This window comes from Corynebacterium sp. EPI-003-04-2554_SCH2473622 (assembly GCF_001665955.1).
Lineage (GTDB): Bacteria > Actinomycetota > Actinomycetes > Mycobacteriales > Mycobacteriaceae > Corynebacterium > Corynebacterium pseudodiphtheriticum.
The window spans coordinates 1-14,673 of record NZ_LZMN01000024.1 but is presented as its reverse complement, the minus strand read 5'-3'; the positions used below and the strand labels follow the sequence as shown (position 1 = coordinate 14,673).

Sequence of the window (14,673 nt, the reverse complement as noted above, 5' to 3'; positions counted from 1 at the left end):
TCGCCTTACTGGCCTTACTGCCTGGAGAAATATGCCAGCGCCCGGGGTATCGCGGTAGCAATTGCGCTTGCCGACGTCGGCGCCATCCCAAATTCTGTTTGTGCAGCAAGCTGCGCGGCCCAAGAATGCACGACGACAGCGCGCCGGAAAACGTCGGCAAGATCCGCCTGGGTTGCCTCGTTGTGTTTAGTCTCCGGAGCGGCTGCTGGTGCATTCCACTCGGCGAGGAAAGCTCCCAGAATTCCGGACAGCACATCACCGGAACCAGGCGTGGCAGCCCACGAAGAGCCCGTATTCACCGACACCAATCTGCCGTCAGGGCTGGCAATCAGAGTGATCCGCCCTTTGCGCAGCACCCACGCATTGAGTTGTGCCGCCAGGGCGCGGGTAGTGTGCAAACGGTCGGTGGTGCCAGAAAAACCAGAGGTGCCAGCGGTACTAGCCGTAGTGGCGTCGGCTGTAGAAGCATCCTGATCCGGCGCAGGCAGCACGCCTGCTAAACGCTGGAACTCTCCATCATGCGGGGTCAGCAGCACCGGGCTAGTGCTTGCCCGGTCGCGCAGGAGCTTCCGCAACTGCGCGCTAGCCGCTAACAACGTGATGGCGTCGGCATCCAAAACCAGAGGCTGAGTGCCCCGCAACGCATATTCCAATTCCAAGGCTGCGGAAATATCTGTTCCGCGCCCCGGCCCAACAACCAACGCTTGCACCCGCCCGGCGGTGCGCACACTGGTATGTGTGACTGCTTCCGGGTGCGCGCGCACCACATCACGCGTGAGTTCAGCAGGCCCAAGCACCCGCACCATCGATGGCGTAGCGGCGATCGCACCGGCCGCAGATAAAATGCCCGCGCCGGGATACGCCGCCGAGCCGGCACATAGACCAACCACGCCCGAGGAGTATTTGTCCCCAGCTGGCTGCGGTTCTAGGTTTCCGGGGCCGCTGCCGACGCCGACTGTGCCATGCTGGAATTCCGGCACACCTGGTGTTTGCGGTGATTCCGGTGTGCTCCCGCTTGCCGACGCCGGAGCCTTGGTTGCGATTGCTGGAACCTGGAAAAACTCGACGGTGCCTTGCTTGGAGCTGGCACCGGTGCTGGTGTTTTCTGTAACTTTGCTTTTTGCAGAATTTTGGTTTGCACAGCGTTGGTGCGCAAGTTCTTCTGCAAACGTACGCGGACCCTGCGGCAATTGCAGATCGGCGATCACGACCTTCCCGCACGCAGGTGTTGCCGCGTGCGCCAAGCGACCAGCACCAAAAGAGATAGTGACCGTCGCACGCACATAGCTATCGCCAGAGCGGCGCTCACCTGCTGGTGCTTCCGGAGCAGTGGCGCCAGTATCGCAGTGCACCCCGGTAGGTACATCAATGGCAAGAACATCGGTGCCTGCGCGCCGCTGCGCGGAAAAGAACTCGGCGAGTTCGCCGTCAAGGCCGCGGCCTGCAGATAAACCAGCGATCGCGTCGATAATCAGTGCTGGTGCTGTCGCTGCCCCCGGCGCTGTCACAGCTCCCGGTGTCGTCGCTGCAGCTGCCGCCTTCGCCGCGGCAACTAGTTCCCGGGCACTTACCTGCTCACCACCGGCGGCGCAAAAGGCCTGCCACGCAGCGGAGTGCACCTTCGGGGAGCCGTCGGCACGCGTAGCTACCGGCACTGCCTGCACTCGGTAACCCGCCAACAACAAATGCGTGGCGGCAAACAGACCATCGCCGCCATTACCGCCGGGGCCGACTGCAACCACGACGTCTGCCGTCCCCGGCGCTTGCATGTCGCGCCCGCCTGTAGCCTGCTTAGCCGTTTCCTGGTGCGCGGGGGTGCGCCGAGATTGCGCCCGCAACATATCCAGGGCGGTATCGGCCACGGCAGCGGCGGCGAGCTTCATCATCTCGTCGTCGGCCACCTCATGGGCCAGGAGTGCTTTTTCCGCAGCGCGGATCTGATCAGCAGAATAAGCGAACATAAACCCAGCTTAACCACCCCGGCCTAAGCCTGTGGTGGCAAGCTACGCCCCAATGATCAAGCCTGGCAAGTCGGGCACCAAAACAAATTGCGCCCCTCGTAGGCTTTCATCGCAATATCCGATCCGCAGACATAACAATCATCTCCCGCGCGCCGGTAAACATAGACTTCGCCGCCGTGCTCGTCGTCACGCGCCGGGCGGTGCATCACCTCTGGGGTGTGCTCAGCGCGCACCGTATTAATCTCGCCGTCGACCACGCCCTGGCGCATCAGCGCCACCAGGTCTTCCCACATAGCGAAAAACACGCTGCGATCAATCGCATTACCCGGAGTAAACGGCGACTGCTGATGCCGGAACAACACCTCCGCGCGATAAATATTGCCCACCCCCGCAAACAGTTTCTGGTCCATCAACAACGAGCCGATGCTGCGCTTCGAACGCTGCACCTTCGTCCACACCTGCTTCGGATCGGCATCATCGCGGATAGGATCTTCCCCGATCTTGCCGACGGCGATGGCGTATTCCTCGTCCGTGATCAGCCGACACCACTGCGGGCCGCGCAGATTCGCCGCCAGATTGTGGGGGTTCCCGCTGTCGGAGTTGCCTTCGGCGGCGGAGGTGCTTCTGGTTTTGGTGCCAGAATCATTCGCGTCGTCGTCGGCAAGTGTTTCGATGCGCAATCGGATCTGCCCCCACACCTTCTCGCGATCCTCAAAACGCAAGTGTCCAATCAGGCCCAAGTGGATATAGATGATGTGCTCGTCGGAAGCGGCATCGAAATGCAAGAATAAGTGTTTGCCAAACGCCTCCGCGCGCTCGAGCCGGGAGCCGTCGACAAGCGTTGCTTCCGTGGCAAAACGGCCCTGTGGGCTGGTGATATGCAGGCGCTGGGTGCCAAAAATGCGGGTGAATTCGTCGGCAAGACGGTGGATGACGTGACCTTCAGGCATGTCTCTAGCCTAGCGCTGTGCTTGCGCTATGTTCGTGCTGGGCGCTGGATGATCAGAGCTTAGGCCTGTCGAGTGACAGCTATTATTTATCACCGTGCTGGGCGCGTATACTAGTCATGCGTCATAGATTTTTCGAGGCTGCACGCGGGGGATCCTCGCGAGAGAAAGTAAGGCACAATGGCGCATAAGATCGGGTTTGATCGCGAGAAATACATTCAACTCCAATCGGAGCACATCAACGCGCGACGGAAAGAAATCGGCGGCAAGCTTTATCTCGAAATGGGGGGCAAGCTTTTCGACGACCTGCACGCATCACGCGTCCTGCCGGGATTTACCCCGGATAATAAAATCGCGATGCTGGAGCAGTTGAAAGATGACCTGGAGATCATGATCTGCGTGAACTCCAAGGACCTGCTGCGCAATAAAATCCGCGCGGACCTTGGCATTACCTACGAAGATGACGTGTTGCGGCTTGTCGACGTCTTCCGTGAGCGCGGTTTTTTGGTGGAAAACGTCGTCATCACCCAGCTGGAAGACGGTAACCACCAGGCAGAAGCCTTCATCCAGCGCCTGCATCGCATGGGGCTGAAGGTTTCTCGCCACCGCACGATCCCGGGCTACCCCACGGATGCTGACCGCATCGTGTCCGAAGATGGCTTTGGCCGCAATGACTTTGCAGAAACCTCCCGCGATCTGATCATCATGACCGCGCCGGGGCCGGGTTCCGGCAAGATGGCGACCTGCCTATCGCAGATTTATCACGAACACCAGCGCGGCGTGAACGCTGGTTACGCAAAATTTGAAACCTTCCCCATTTGGAACCTGCCGCTCGAGCACCCCGTCAACCTGGCCTATGAGGCAGCCACCGCAGATCTGGACGACGCCAACGTCATCGACCCGTATCACCTGTCGGCCTATGACCAAAAGGCCTCGAATTACAACCGCGACGTCGAAGCCTTCCCGCTGCTCAAACGCCTGTTGGAAAAACTGGTGGGGGCTTCGCCGTATCAGTCGCCAACAGACATGGGCGTGAACATGGTCGGCTACTGCATCAGCGACGACGAAGCCTGCCAGGAAGCCGCCCGCCAGGAAATCATCCGCCGTTATTTCAAAGCCCTGGTTACCGAGCGCACCGACGAACTCGACAGCACGTTATCTGGGCGCGTGGCCGTGGTGATGAACAAAGCCGGTGTTGCAGTCGACGATCGCGCGGTACTTGCTCCGGCGCGCCGGGTGGCTGAGGAAAGCGGGCAGCCGGGTTCTGCCATTGAGCTTGCCGACGGCACCATGGTTACCGGGAAAACCTCCAGCCTGCTGGGTTGTTCGGCGGCAATGTTGCTGAATGCCTTGAAGCACTTGGCTGGTATTCCTGACGACGTCTTGTTGCTGGCTCCGGAAGCCATCGAACCGATCCAAACGCTGAAAACCCAGCACTTGGGTTCGAAGAACCCCCGTTTGCACACCGATGAAGTGCTGATTGCGTTGTCGGTGTCTGCAGCGAATTCCGCTGATGCTCGCGCGGCACTGGCGGCGTTGAAGAACCTGCGGGATTGTGAAGTGCACACCACCACGATTCTGGGACCTGTCGACGAAGGCATTTTCCGCAACCTTGGCGTGCGCGTGAGCAGCGATCCGGTGTTCTGGCGTAAAGGTTTGTACCACAAGGTTTAAGCCTGCGGCTTTTTCCACCCGGCCCCTGCGTGCCCGGTAGTTAGGAAAACTTCCAGCTGGTTATTAAAATGCGGCTTATGACTAGCCGCAGCGAATCGCTTGAATCAAAAATCCTGCTGTATTACCAGTTCACCCCTATCGCAGACCCGCAGGCGGTGATGCTGTGGCAAAAGGCTTTGTGCGAATCGCTGGGGCTGAAAGGCCGCATTCTCATTTCCAAGCACGGCATCAACGGTACCGTCGGCGGCACGGTCGCTGCTTGTAAGCAGTACCGCAAGCGCACCCGCGAATATGATGGCTTTCATTCCATGTCCTTCAAGTGGTCCAATGGCAGCGCTGACGATTTCCCACGCTTGTCGGTGAAAGTCCGTGATGAAATCGTTGCTTTCAACGCTGCTGATGAGTTGAAGGTTGATGAAAACGGCGTGATCGGCGGCGGCGTGCACCTGAAACCGGAAGAAGTGAATAAACTCGTCGAAGAGCGCGGTGACGACGTGGTGTTTTTCGACGGCCGCAACGCCATGGAAGCCGAGATTGGCAAGTTTAAAAATGCGGTGGTGCCGGATGTGGAAACCACGCATGACTTCATCAAAGAAATCGAATCCGGCAAGTATGACTGGATGAAGGACAAGCCGGTGATTTCCTATTGCACGGGCGGCATCCGCTGCGAGATTTTGTCTTCGTTGATGAAAAACCGTGGCTTCAACGAGGTCTATCAGGTCGACGGCGGTATCGTGCGCTACGGCGAAAAATACGGAAACAAAGGCCTGTGGGAAGGCTCGTTGTATGTGTTTGATGAGCGCATGCACATGGAATTTGGGCAGGACAATGATCCAAATTTTGTGCAATTAGGGCACTGCATCCACTGTGGAGTGGGCAATAATAAGTTCAATAACTGCATCAATGAAGACACTTGCCGCAGGCAAGTGCTGATTTGCGATGATTGCTATGCTAACCCGCGCACCGCGCATTGCGGGCGCGAGGACTGCCAGGAAGTTGCCGAGGCTATCGCGCAAAAAGAGGAAGCAGAAAAAGCAGAAGCGCAAAAGCAGGGCGCGTAGCTTCCCGCAGCGCGACGGGCGCCTCGATGTTTTATACCGAGGCGTTTTATGTCAAGGCGTTTTATATCGGGGCCTTTTATAGCGCCAGTATCTGCACGGCGCCGAGCCCCCAAAACATGGCGTTGGGCACTAATACCCAGAACACGCCCATCCAGGTGCGCCACCGCACGCCGGCGCGGAGTTTGCGCACCATGATGATCGCGCAGATCACCATGCTGAAAAACGGAATCGTCCACGCGAGGATCGGCCACCAGGTGTTCGAGGCTTCGGTGCACAACCAGGCCGCTTCGCCGGAATCGCACAACTCACCGCCGGTGAGTCGGCTGAACAGCAAGGAACCAAGCCCGACGACGAAAGATCCCCCCATGGCCCAAAGCAAGTAGCGCCTAGCCTGGCGGGAAGATTCTTCGTCTTTGCCCGCGCGCATATATGGGTCTGGGCTATTGGCTAGCTCGTCGAGGCTACGAGGATTCCGCGTGAACCGAGACGGATCATCGTCGTAGAGATCGTTTTCTGGGTGCGGAAAATTCGGGGTAGCAGGCATGCCTCTAGTCTAGGGGCGTTGGCTTATTCTGGCTTTTGCGCACCTAATCTTGCTGTTCTTGCTGTCCTTGCTGTTCCTGCCGTTCATACCCGGCGGGTAAGACCACGGCGGGAACGCGAATATTCTGTAGGAATTCCGAGGTTGGCGAACCAATAAAAACCCGTGGCGAAGGTCCTGCATCGCTGGAATCCAGACATAACAAGTCGCCCTTTTTCCACTTCAATGCGTCGATTGCGCCCTTCCACCCGTCGCCGGAGCCAATGCCGGTCTCTACGGTGATGTCTGGGAAGCAGTCCATGATGCGATCGCGTGCACGGTCCAGCATCGCTAGTGCATTCTCGTGCCACTGATCGGTAAGATCCTGCACCAAAGATTTTTTGATTGTGACTGGGATATCGACCAGTCCGGTAGGCGAAAAAGCGACTATCCGCAATGGTAATGAAAGCTTGTTGGCTAAACTCGCAGCGTACAGAAGTCCAACCTGTGAGGTTTCTTCGCCGGATTCTAAAAACGCGTAGTTCAGGCGGGTGATGCCATGTTTGGATAGCTTTGTTGCACGGGGTGCCAAACCCAGCGGACTCGGTGAAGAGTGCAGTAGTGCAGAGGTCGTCGACGAGCTGTGAAAGCGCCCTTTGGGGGTCGAAGCGCTGGAGCCGACGATGACGAGGTCGGCAGCGAAATCTTTGGCTGCTTCGGTCAAAATTGGGGCGGGGGAGGAACCATCGGCAAACACCGAGAAATCATCGTCCCAACACTGTGAGGGAATCTCAGCTTGCGTGAGCGCTTCTTCTACTGCTGTGGCGCACGCTTTGGCCTCTTTGTTGAAAGATTTTTGGTATTTGCCGCCTAGTTTCGCCAATGAAGTTGCTGGCCATGGGCGTAGCAAAATGGAAATCACGCGGATTCTGACGGGCATGGACCGGGCGAGCCATGCGGCGTAGGCGATGGCTTCGTCTCCGGAAGACGTTGGGTTCCAGGCGACGAGAACGCGGAGCGGTTGGCGCGCGCTTGTCGACGATACGGCGCCGGCAGAATCAGTGGCCATGAAAACTTAGTGTAGTTCGTTAGTTGTTTTCGTTGTGCTTTGCCGGGGTGTAGCGCTCTGCCAGCTCGACAATGACGTCGGCAAGCTCATGCGCGTTGGCCAGGGTTGCTTCGTCCAAATGATCCAGCAATTGGGCTAGCGTTTTGCGACGCGCTTCCCGTGCTTCCTCGTATTCAGTTTTGCCGAGGTTGGTCAGGGCTACTTTGACTCCACGGCGGTCGACGCTGTCGCGTACACGACGAATTAGGTCCCTGCGCTCCAGTTGCACCAAAGCATTGGAGGCGGTAGGCATACGGATGCCTTCTGCCTCGGAAACCGCGCTGATGCGGCTGGCGCCATTTTTGTACAGAAACTCCATGATGGTCATCTGGGCCGGGGTCAACGAATAGTGACTAGCGATGCGGTCGTAAAGGACTCGTAGGCGAGTCATTGGTTCCTGGAGTTTCGCTGCCACTTCTTCCGCTGTTTTACTCATGGCTGATAGCTTAGTCACTTTTAGTAATGAATGCTTTTAGTTTGGCTGCAGCCTCGTCGTCAGAAAGCTGAACCGGTGGAGATTTCATGAGGTAGGACGATGCGGCATCGACCGGACCTGCTACTTTTCTATCCAAAGCAATTTTTGCGATCCGGACTGCGTCGATGATGATACCCGCAGAATTGGGTGAATCCCAGACTTCGAGCTTGTATTCCAGGTTCAATGGCACCTCGCCGAAAGCCGAGCCTTCCAAACGTACATATGCCCACTTGCGGTCATCGAGCCACTCCACATAGTCAGAAGGGCCAATGTGTACGTTTCGGCCAGACTTCAGCCCTGCCAGTGGCCCGTTGTGCAGATTCGAAGTCACCGCCTGTGTCTTCGATACCTTCTTGGACTCCAGGCGTTCTCGGTCCAACATGTTTTTAAAGTCCATGTTGCCACCGACGTTCAACTGCATAGTGCGGTCTAGACGGACGCCACGATCCTCGAAAAGCTTCGCCATCACTCGGTGAGTGATCGTTGCGCCGACCTGCGATTTGATGTCGTCGCCAACGATAGGCAACCCGGCGTCAAGGAATTTCTGTGCCCACTCGGGGTCGGATGCGATGAATACTGGTAGTGCGTTGACGAAGGCGCAACCCGCGTCGATGGCGGCCTGTGCATAGTATTTGTCGGCTTCTTCCGAACCCACAGGGAGGTAAGAGACGAGTACGTCAACCTCAGCGTTGCGCAAAGCTTGGGCGACGTCTACTGGTTCTGCCTTGGATTCTTCGATGGATGCCAGATAGTGCATGCCCAGCCCATCCAGGGTGGGGCCACGTTGCACTGTTACCCCGGTGGGCGGAACGTCTGCAATGCGGATCGTGCAATTAAGCGATGCATCGAGAGCGTCGGCAAGATCGCTGCCAACTTTCGTAGCATCAACATCAAATGCGGCGACGAATTCCACATCACCAACGTGGTATTCGCCTAACTGGGGATGCATGAGGCCAAGGTTTTCTCATCGACAGGTGCGTTGCGGTAAAACTCTACGCCCTGCACCAGGGAACTAGCGCAATTGTCGACACCGGCGATGGCCACACGAACTTTGGACATGATGATTGTTCCTTTCCTTAGGCAGACCAGCTTAAAAGCGATATGCTGCGGAAACAGTGCAGAAATATTGGTGTATCGATCAAGTACAGCGAGGTGTATCGATCAAGAGGAAGCCACGGTGGTTTCCACCAACTGGACACACCCCGTATTCTTTGAAGAGATATTTCTACAAGGCAATGACAGAGGTTTGACGGTGACTGAGAACTCCCAGACTGACACCGACGACGCCCGGCAGCCGCGTACCCGGCGCCAGAAGATATGGATCACGCTAGCGATCATCTTCGTGGCTATTTTGGCGATTCCAGGCATGATTTTTGCGGTCGCTTATGTGCGTGCCGATACCCCGGAACCAAGCGAGGTGACTACCGCGCAGGTTTCCCATATCTATGCCTCTGACGGCACCACCGAGCTGGCTCGTTTAGTGCCGCCAGAAGGCAACCGCACGTTCGTGTCTTTGGAAGACCTTCCGGAGTATGTGTCGAATGCTGTGCTGGCCGCCGAAGATCGTGATTTTTGGGATAACAGTGGCTTTTCCGTATCTGGCTTTTTGCGCGCCGCCTGGGGGCAGGTCACGGGCAACGCTAACGCCGGCGGCGGGTCGACGATTACCCAGCAGTACGTGAAAAACGTCATCGTGGGTGACGATCACTCCTATGCACGAAAATGGAATGAATTGGTCCACTCCATCAAAATGACTAATGAGTGGGACAAAGCGCAGATTCTGGAGTCTTATCTCAATACCGTGTACTTCGGACGCAATGCTTACGGTATCGAAGCTGCGTCGACGGCGTATTTCAACAAACCAGCCACCGAGCTGACGATAGAAGAAGCCGCGGTGCTGGCCGCGACTATCCAGGTGCCGAACCAACTAGACCCGTGGAATGACCGGGAACGGGCGGAAGGTCGTTGGAATTATGTGCTGGACGGGTTGGTCGAGATGGGGCTGTTGCCAGCAGAACAACGCGCCGGGATGTTTTATCCGGAAACTCGCGACCCAGCTGAATACTCGGCGTACACGGAAGCCACCGGTCCGAACGGTCACATTAAAAACAAGGTCATCGAAGAACTGGAAACTTTAGGCATTACCGAAGACGATGTGACCAACCGCGGTTTGCAGGTAACCACCACAATCGACCAGCATGTACAGAATTCCGTGCTGCAGTCTGTGGAAGAAAACATGGCGGGGTTGCAAGAAGATGCCCGCTCGGCTGTGGTGACCATCGAGCCAGCTACAGGCGCGGTGCGCGGTTACTACGGCGGGGACGAAGCATCTGGTTGGGACTACGCTTCAGCCGGGCTGCAGACTGGATCAACGTTCAAGATTGTTGGCCTAGCCGCCGCTTTGCAACAAGGCATCCCATTGGGGGCTAATTACGCTTCGACGCCTGTGATGCTGCCGGGTGGCATTGAAGTCACCAACTGGGACGGCAATGGCTGTGGCGTGTGCTCCATCGCCACGGCGTTGGAATACTCCTACAACACCTCATTCATCCGTTTGCAGGATGACTTGGTCAACGGCACGCAAGATACCGCTGATATGGGACACGCACTGGGAGTGGCCAAGTCTTTCCCTGGTGTGCCGGAATCGCTGACTGAAAACGGCGAGCAACCTTATGAAGGCATCGTGCTGGGGCAGTACCAGTCGCGAGTTTTGGATATGGCGACTGTGATGGCCACGCTAACCAACCACGGGGTTTATAATCAGCCGCATTTTGTTTCTCGCGTAGAAACTTCCCGCGGTGAAGTGCTCTACGAGCACAACGATCACAAGCCAGAACGGCGCGTCTCTGAGACAGTTGCGGACAACGTAATCCAAGCAATGCAACCAGTGGCTGCGCATGCCGGCCAGGTGTTGGCTGGAGGCCGTCCGTCGGCAAGCAAGACGGGTACCGCACAGTTGGGCGATACCGGACTGAACAAGGACGCTTGGATGGTTGGTGGCACCCCAGAGTTGTCCACCGCAGTCTGGGTGGGTACTGCCGACAACACTTCGGCGATTTTCAATCAGTACGGCGGCAATATGTATGGCGCCAATACTCCTGGATCGATCTGGAAGGACTCCTTAGATCGAGCGCTGGAAGGACGCGAGCAGGCTTCCTTCGAAAGCGCAGCCCCGGTGCGTTGGCGCACCTATGGCAATTCCGGCTCAAACCTGATCGAAAGCTATGTACCACCGGCATCTAGTGGCACGGGACGCTCCGGTTACGGTAGCGGAACTGGTGGGGCCACGACGCCAAACCAGACTCCGGAAACCCCTGCAGACGGTGCAGAGGATGACGAACAACCAGGCCAAGGCGAGCAAGCTCCCGCGCCGGGTGGACAGGCGCCAGGAGGCCAAGGCCAAAACGGTGGACAAGGTGGCGCGACTGGCCAGGGCGGCCAGGGCGGTCAGAACCAAGGGGGTGGCCAGGGCGGACGCCAGGCGCCACCGGCTCCGGGCGCAGTCATCGAAGACGCCATCAACGAGTTGGAGAACCTGCTGTAATGAACAACCGGGCTGGCTGGGTTGCGCCTGCTGAGACCGAACCGGCAGCCCGGCGGTTGATCGATTTCCTAGGTGGGCACGTCGGTAAGCATGGGAGGCTGGCGCATTCACGCTGGTTTAACCCCGTGCAGGTGATCGTCTCAGTGGCGATGTTGTTTCTTGCGGGAGGGTTCCTCAGCAAGGCGCACTGCACCCGCGGCAGCATCAATCCCGATACTGGTGCGATTGATCTCAACTGGTCGGGCAACCGGGCTTATGTCTCCGCTTGCTATAACGACATCGTGCCGTTGTTTGCCGGGCGTGGGTTGGACACCGGCGTTTTTCCTTACGCTTATTCCTGGCAGGAAGGCGACCTGACCCGTTACCTGGAATACCCTGTGGTTACGGGGTATTTTCAAGGCTTCATGGGTTGGTTAGCCCGCATTAGCTACCCTCCAGTGGAAGCCATCAGTAAACACCTCGTGCCGGTGCCCATGGCCGGGTGGTATTTCGTGCTCACGGTTCTGGTGCTCGCGATACTGTGGGTAGCGACTGTGCGCATGGCCTGTGCACTCGCAGGCAGACGCATTTGGGACATCATTCTGGTTGCTGCAAGCCCATTGGTACTGGTGCACGCTTTTACCAATTGGGATATTCTCGCGATTTTCTTCGCAGTGGCTGGCTTGTTGGCATTTTCACGCGGACGCACGGTCTGGGCCGGAATTGCTATTGGGCTAGGTACCGCAGCCAAATTATGGCCGGTGTTTTTGCTGGGCGCTTTCATCGTTTTAGCACTACGCTTGCGCAGATTCCGGTCGTTCATCATAGTGGCGGTGAGCACCGCGGTGACATGGCTAGTGGTCAACCTTCCGGTATTGCTTGCTTATCCAGAGGCATGGAATGAATTCAATCGTTTAAACAGCACGCGCAGTTGGGAATGGACCACAATTTATGCTGTTGCCGCACGTTTGACGCTTTTCGACGGCTTCGACCCGGAAGGTGCGGAGGTTCCACAAATCCTCAACAGCGTGAGCCTAGTGCTGTTTATGGCGAGCTGTCTGGCAATCGCCATTGTCGGGTTCGTCGGCAAGCGCCAACCGCGGGTGGCGGAACTAGTTTTCCTAATTATTGCCGCGTTTTTGCTGTTCAATAAAGTCTGGTCGCCGCAATATTCGTTGTGGCTGGTCATTCCGGCTGTGCTGGCGTTGCCACGATGGAGGCTGTTGTGGGCCTGGATGGCGGTTGACATGTTCGTCTGGCCAGTACTGATGTGGCATATGCACGGTTCCGATAACAACGGGCTGCCGGCGGAATTTTTGGATCTCGTGGTGCTCACGCGCACCGGGCTGATTGTGGTGTTGGTGGTCTGCGTGGTGCGACAAATGCTCGGGCGTAGCGAGGATACGGTTTATCAGGCCCATAACGGTTATGACCCGTTGGCCGGGCCGTTGCAAGTGTCACCGGAAAAAGCGGCGGAGCACGTGCAAATGCGGGAAGGGCGCGTAAGCAAAACCATGTGGCATGCGAATAAAAAGGAGAATGCATGAACGCCATCGTCATCAGCGGAGTTATTTCCATAGTGATTGGGTTGGGATGTATCGGTGCTGCATATTGGGCTATTCATCGCAAACCTACCCGTCGACCAGCCGTGGTGCTTGGGTTGATTGCACTACTGTTTCTGACGGTCATACCGACTATGCTGGCGGTATTTTTCGCTACTACTAACGCTGGCTAATTTAGCGCTGGGTAATTTAGCACTAGTTAATTTAGTGCAGGGGAATTTGCGTGTCGTTTGTGCAGTCAATTGTGCAGTCAATTTGTTAGCGAGACGCCAGGCCGGGAACAGCAGCTCCGCTAATGATTGCGGATATCCCCTGGGTGCGCTAATCTTTGAGGGTTGCTTGACGCAACGAACCCTCCTGCCATATCCGCGAAGGTGATATGGCCGAAACGACAAGACCATAGGAGGTGATGAGGTCCGTGCGTCGCTACGAAGTAATGATCATCCTGGATGCTAAGCAGGATGAACGCACCGTTGCCCCATCCCTGGATAAGTTCCTCGAGACTGTCCGCAAGGATAACGGCAAGGTGGAAAACGTTGATGTGGTAGGCAAGCGCAGCTTGGCTTATCCAATCAAGAAGAGTTCCGAAGGCATCTACGCCGTCATCAACCTGGAATGCGAACCGGATTCGGTTAAAGAGCTTGATCGGCGTCTGAACCTTTCCGATACCGTACTGCGTACCAAGGTTCTGCGTACCGACAGCTAAATCCGGATACTGGAGGTCGTAGACGACGAACCTGCATCCCGGAAAGCACTGAGGAGAAAACATGGCACAGGGAGATACCAACATCACCGTGGTCGGCAACGCAGTTGCGGACCCAGAATTGCGCTTCACCCCATCGGGTGCAGCGGTGGCTAACTTCCGTATCGCTTCCACCCCGCGGCGCTATAATGCGCAAACGCAGCAGTGGGAAGACGGTGAGGCCCTGTTTTTGACCTGCAACGCTTGGCGCAACATGGCGGAAAACGTTGCAGAATCGGTGTCTAAGGGTATGCGAGTGATCGTCACCGGCCGTTTGCGCCAACGTTCCTTCCAAACCAAAGAGGGCGAAAGCCGTACAGTCTTTGAAATTGAAGTGGACGAGGTAGGCCCGTCGCTGAAATACGCTTCCGCACAAGTGAACCGGAACCCGCGTGAGGGCGGCTCCGGGAACTTTGGTGGAGGCGGTAACAACCAGTCGAACCAGGGTGGTTTCGGCGGAGGTGCTCCTTCCGGTGGTTCGCAGGGTGGATTCGGTGGTAACCAGTCCAACCAGTCGAACAACAACGGTCCGGATAATGATCCGTGGAATTCCGCCCCACCCGCTGGTGGTTTCGGCGGAGACAGCGAACCTCCATTTTAAGATTTAGCTCGTTTATTCACCGCAAAACTGCTACACCGCGCCACATAATTGGCGGGGCCTAGCAACAAAACAACGAAAGGCAGGGATCATGAAACTGATCCTCACCGCTGCCGTTGAGAACCTCGGCGCCGCAGGCGAAGTCGTAGAGGTTAAAAACGGCTACGGACGCAATTACTTGCTGCCGCGTGGCCTGGCTATCCCAGCCACCGCCGGAGCAGAGAAGAACATCGAAGGCATTCGCCGTGCTCAGCAACAGCGCGAGATCCGCGACTTGGATCACGCTGTTGAGGTACGCGAAGCTCTGGACAAGCTGTCCCTGAACGACGTCGTCGTCAAGGTCAAGACTTCGTCCAAGGGCAAGCTCTTCGGCTCGGTCACCGCAGAAGACGTTGCCGAGGCTGTTGCCAAGGCTGGCGGTCCGAAGCTGGACAAGCGAATCATCAACTTGCCAAAGGCATTGGTGAAAAAGACTGGTAACTACCAGGCAGAAGTTGAGCTG

At 57.0% G+C, this 14,673-nt stretch carries 13 protein-coding genes and 1 pseudogene; 8 read left to right on the top strand and 6 right to left on the bottom strand.

What is annotated here, in order from left to right; translation table 11 throughout:
* Positions 1–14: 14 nt before the first annotated feature.
* On the bottom strand, positions 15–1,961 hold the full coding sequence (locus A5774_RS01950; RefSeq protein ID WP_064833155.1) for a bifunctional ADP-dependent NAD(P)H-hydrate dehydratase/NAD(P)H-hydrate epimerase: 1,947 nt from the start codon (positions 1,959–1,961) through the stop codon (positions 15–17).
* Between the two features lie 56 nt (positions 1,962–2,017).
* Complete coding sequence (locus tag A5774_RS01945) at positions 2,018–2,911, bottom strand: Fpg/Nei family DNA glycosylase (protein ID WP_064833154.1); 894 nt, start codon at positions 2,909–2,911, stop codon at positions 2,018–2,020.
* 177 nt (positions 2,912–3,088) lie between these two features.
* Between A5774_RS01945 and A5774_RS01940 the strand changes: the two genes are divergently transcribed.
* Positions 3,089–4,582: a DUF1846 domain-containing protein gene (locus A5774_RS01940; RefSeq protein WP_064833153.1), complete on the top strand. Its 1,494-nt coding sequence runs from the start codon at positions 3,089–3,091 to the stop codon at positions 4,580–4,582.
* Between the two features lie 77 nt (positions 4,583–4,659).
* Positions 4,660–5,643, top strand: a complete 984-nt coding sequence (locus A5774_RS01935) for a rhodanese-related sulfurtransferase (protein ID WP_064833152.1) — start codon at positions 4,660–4,662, stop codon at positions 5,641–5,643.
* 76 nt (positions 5,644–5,719) lie between these two features.
* Here the strand turns inward: A5774_RS01935 and A5774_RS01930 are convergent, their stop codons facing one another.
* The 4 genes and pseudogenes from A5774_RS01930 to A5774_RS01915 form a co-directional block, all read right to left on the bottom strand.
* The gene (locus tag A5774_RS01930; protein WP_064833151.1) at positions 5,720–6,187 is read right to left on the bottom strand and encodes a hypothetical protein; all 468 of its coding nucleotides are present in this window, start codon (positions 6,185–6,187) and stop codon (positions 5,720–5,722) included.
* 43 nt (positions 6,188–6,230) lie between these two features.
* Positions 6,231–7,232 (bottom strand): universal stress protein, encoded by a 1,002-nt coding sequence (locus A5774_RS01925; protein WP_064833150.1) that lies wholly within the window; start codon positions 7,230–7,232, stop codon positions 6,231–6,233.
* A 19-nt stretch (positions 7,233–7,251) separates the two neighbouring features.
* Positions 7,252–7,707, bottom strand: coding sequence for a MarR family winged helix-turn-helix transcriptional regulator (locus tag A5774_RS01920; protein WP_064833149.1), 456 nt, complete (start codon positions 7,705–7,707; stop codon positions 7,252–7,254).
* 10 nt (positions 7,708–7,717) lie between these two features.
* A pseudogene (locus A5774_RS01915) lies at positions 7,718–8,805 on the bottom strand (inositol-3-phosphate synthase).
* Between the two features lie 193 nt (positions 8,806–8,998).
* Between A5774_RS01915 and A5774_RS01910 the strand changes: the two are divergent.
* The 6 genes from A5774_RS01910 to rplI all read left to right on the top strand — a co-directional run.
* Entirely contained in the window at positions 8,999–11,290 is a 2,292-nt protein-coding gene (locus A5774_RS01910; RefSeq protein ID WP_156519523.1) for a transglycosylase domain-containing protein, read from the top strand.
* On the top strand, positions 11,290–12,816 hold the full coding sequence (locus A5774_RS01905) for a glycosyltransferase family 87 protein (protein WP_064833148.1): 1,527 nt from the start codon (positions 11,290–11,292) through the stop codon (positions 12,814–12,816). The genes A5774_RS01910 and A5774_RS01905 overlap by 1 nt, the downstream gene beginning before the upstream one ends.
* Positions 12,813–13,004 (top strand): hypothetical protein, encoded by a 192-nt coding sequence (locus tag A5774_RS01900; protein ID WP_021353274.1) that lies wholly within the window; start codon positions 12,813–12,815, stop codon positions 13,002–13,004. The genes A5774_RS01905 and A5774_RS01900 overlap by 4 nt, the downstream gene beginning before the upstream one ends.
* Before the next feature lie 245 nt (positions 13,005–13,249).
* A complete protein-coding gene (gene rpsF / locus A5774_RS01895; RefSeq protein WP_023018753.1) occupies positions 13,250–13,537 on the top strand; it encodes a 30S ribosomal protein S6 in 288 nt (95 codons plus the stop codon).
* 61 nt (positions 13,538–13,598) lie between these two features.
* Positions 13,599–14,174 carry a single-stranded DNA-binding protein gene (locus A5774_RS01890; protein ID WP_027018083.1) on the top strand — a complete coding sequence of 192 codons (576 nt, stop codon included), beginning with the start codon at positions 13,599–13,601 and terminating at the stop codon, positions 14,172–14,174.
* An 88-nt stretch (positions 14,175–14,262) separates the two neighbouring features.
* A partial coding sequence (gene rplI / locus A5774_RS01885) for a 50S ribosomal protein L9 (protein ID WP_064833147.1) occupies positions 14,263–14,673 on the top strand: 411 nt, incomplete at its 3' end.

Bases quoted from the DNA above. Each gene is read 5' to 3' on its own strand.
- A5774_RS01950 (WP_064833155.1), bottom strand. From the start codon at position 1,961: ATGTTCGCTTATTCTGCTGATCAGATCCGCGCTGCGGAAAAAGCACTC.
- A5774_RS01935 (WP_064833152.1), top strand. From the start codon at position 4,660: ATGACTAGCCGCAGCGAATCGCTTGAATCAAAAATCCTGCTGTATTAC.
- A5774_RS01905 (WP_064833148.1), top strand. From the start codon at position 11,290: ATGAACAACCGGGCTGGCTGGGTTGCGCCTGCTGAGACCGAACCGGCA.
- A5774_RS01900 (WP_021353274.1), top strand. From the start codon at position 12,813: ATGAACGCCATCGTCATCAGCGGAGTTATTTCCATAGTGATTGGGTTG.
- A5774_RS01945 (WP_064833154.1), bottom strand. From the start codon at position 2,911: ATGCCTGAAGGTCACGTCATCCACCGTCTTGCCGACGAATTCACCCGC.
- A5774_RS01925 (WP_064833150.1), bottom strand. From the start codon at position 7,232: ATGGCCACTGATTCTGCCGGCGCCGTATCGTCGACAAGCGCGCGCCAA.
- A5774_RS01890 (WP_027018083.1), top strand. From the start codon at position 13,599: ATGGCACAGGGAGATACCAACATCACCGTGGTCGGCAACGCAGTTGCG.
- A5774_RS01940 (WP_064833153.1), top strand. From the start codon at position 3,089: ATGGCGCATAAGATCGGGTTTGATCGCGAGAAATACATTCAACTCCAA.
- A5774_RS01920 (WP_064833149.1), bottom strand. From the start codon at position 7,707: ATGAGTAAAACAGCGGAAGAAGTGGCAGCGAAACTCCAGGAACCAATG.
- A5774_RS01930 (WP_064833151.1), bottom strand. From the start codon at position 6,187: ATGCCTGCTACCCCGAATTTTCCGCACCCAGAAAACGATCTCTACGAC.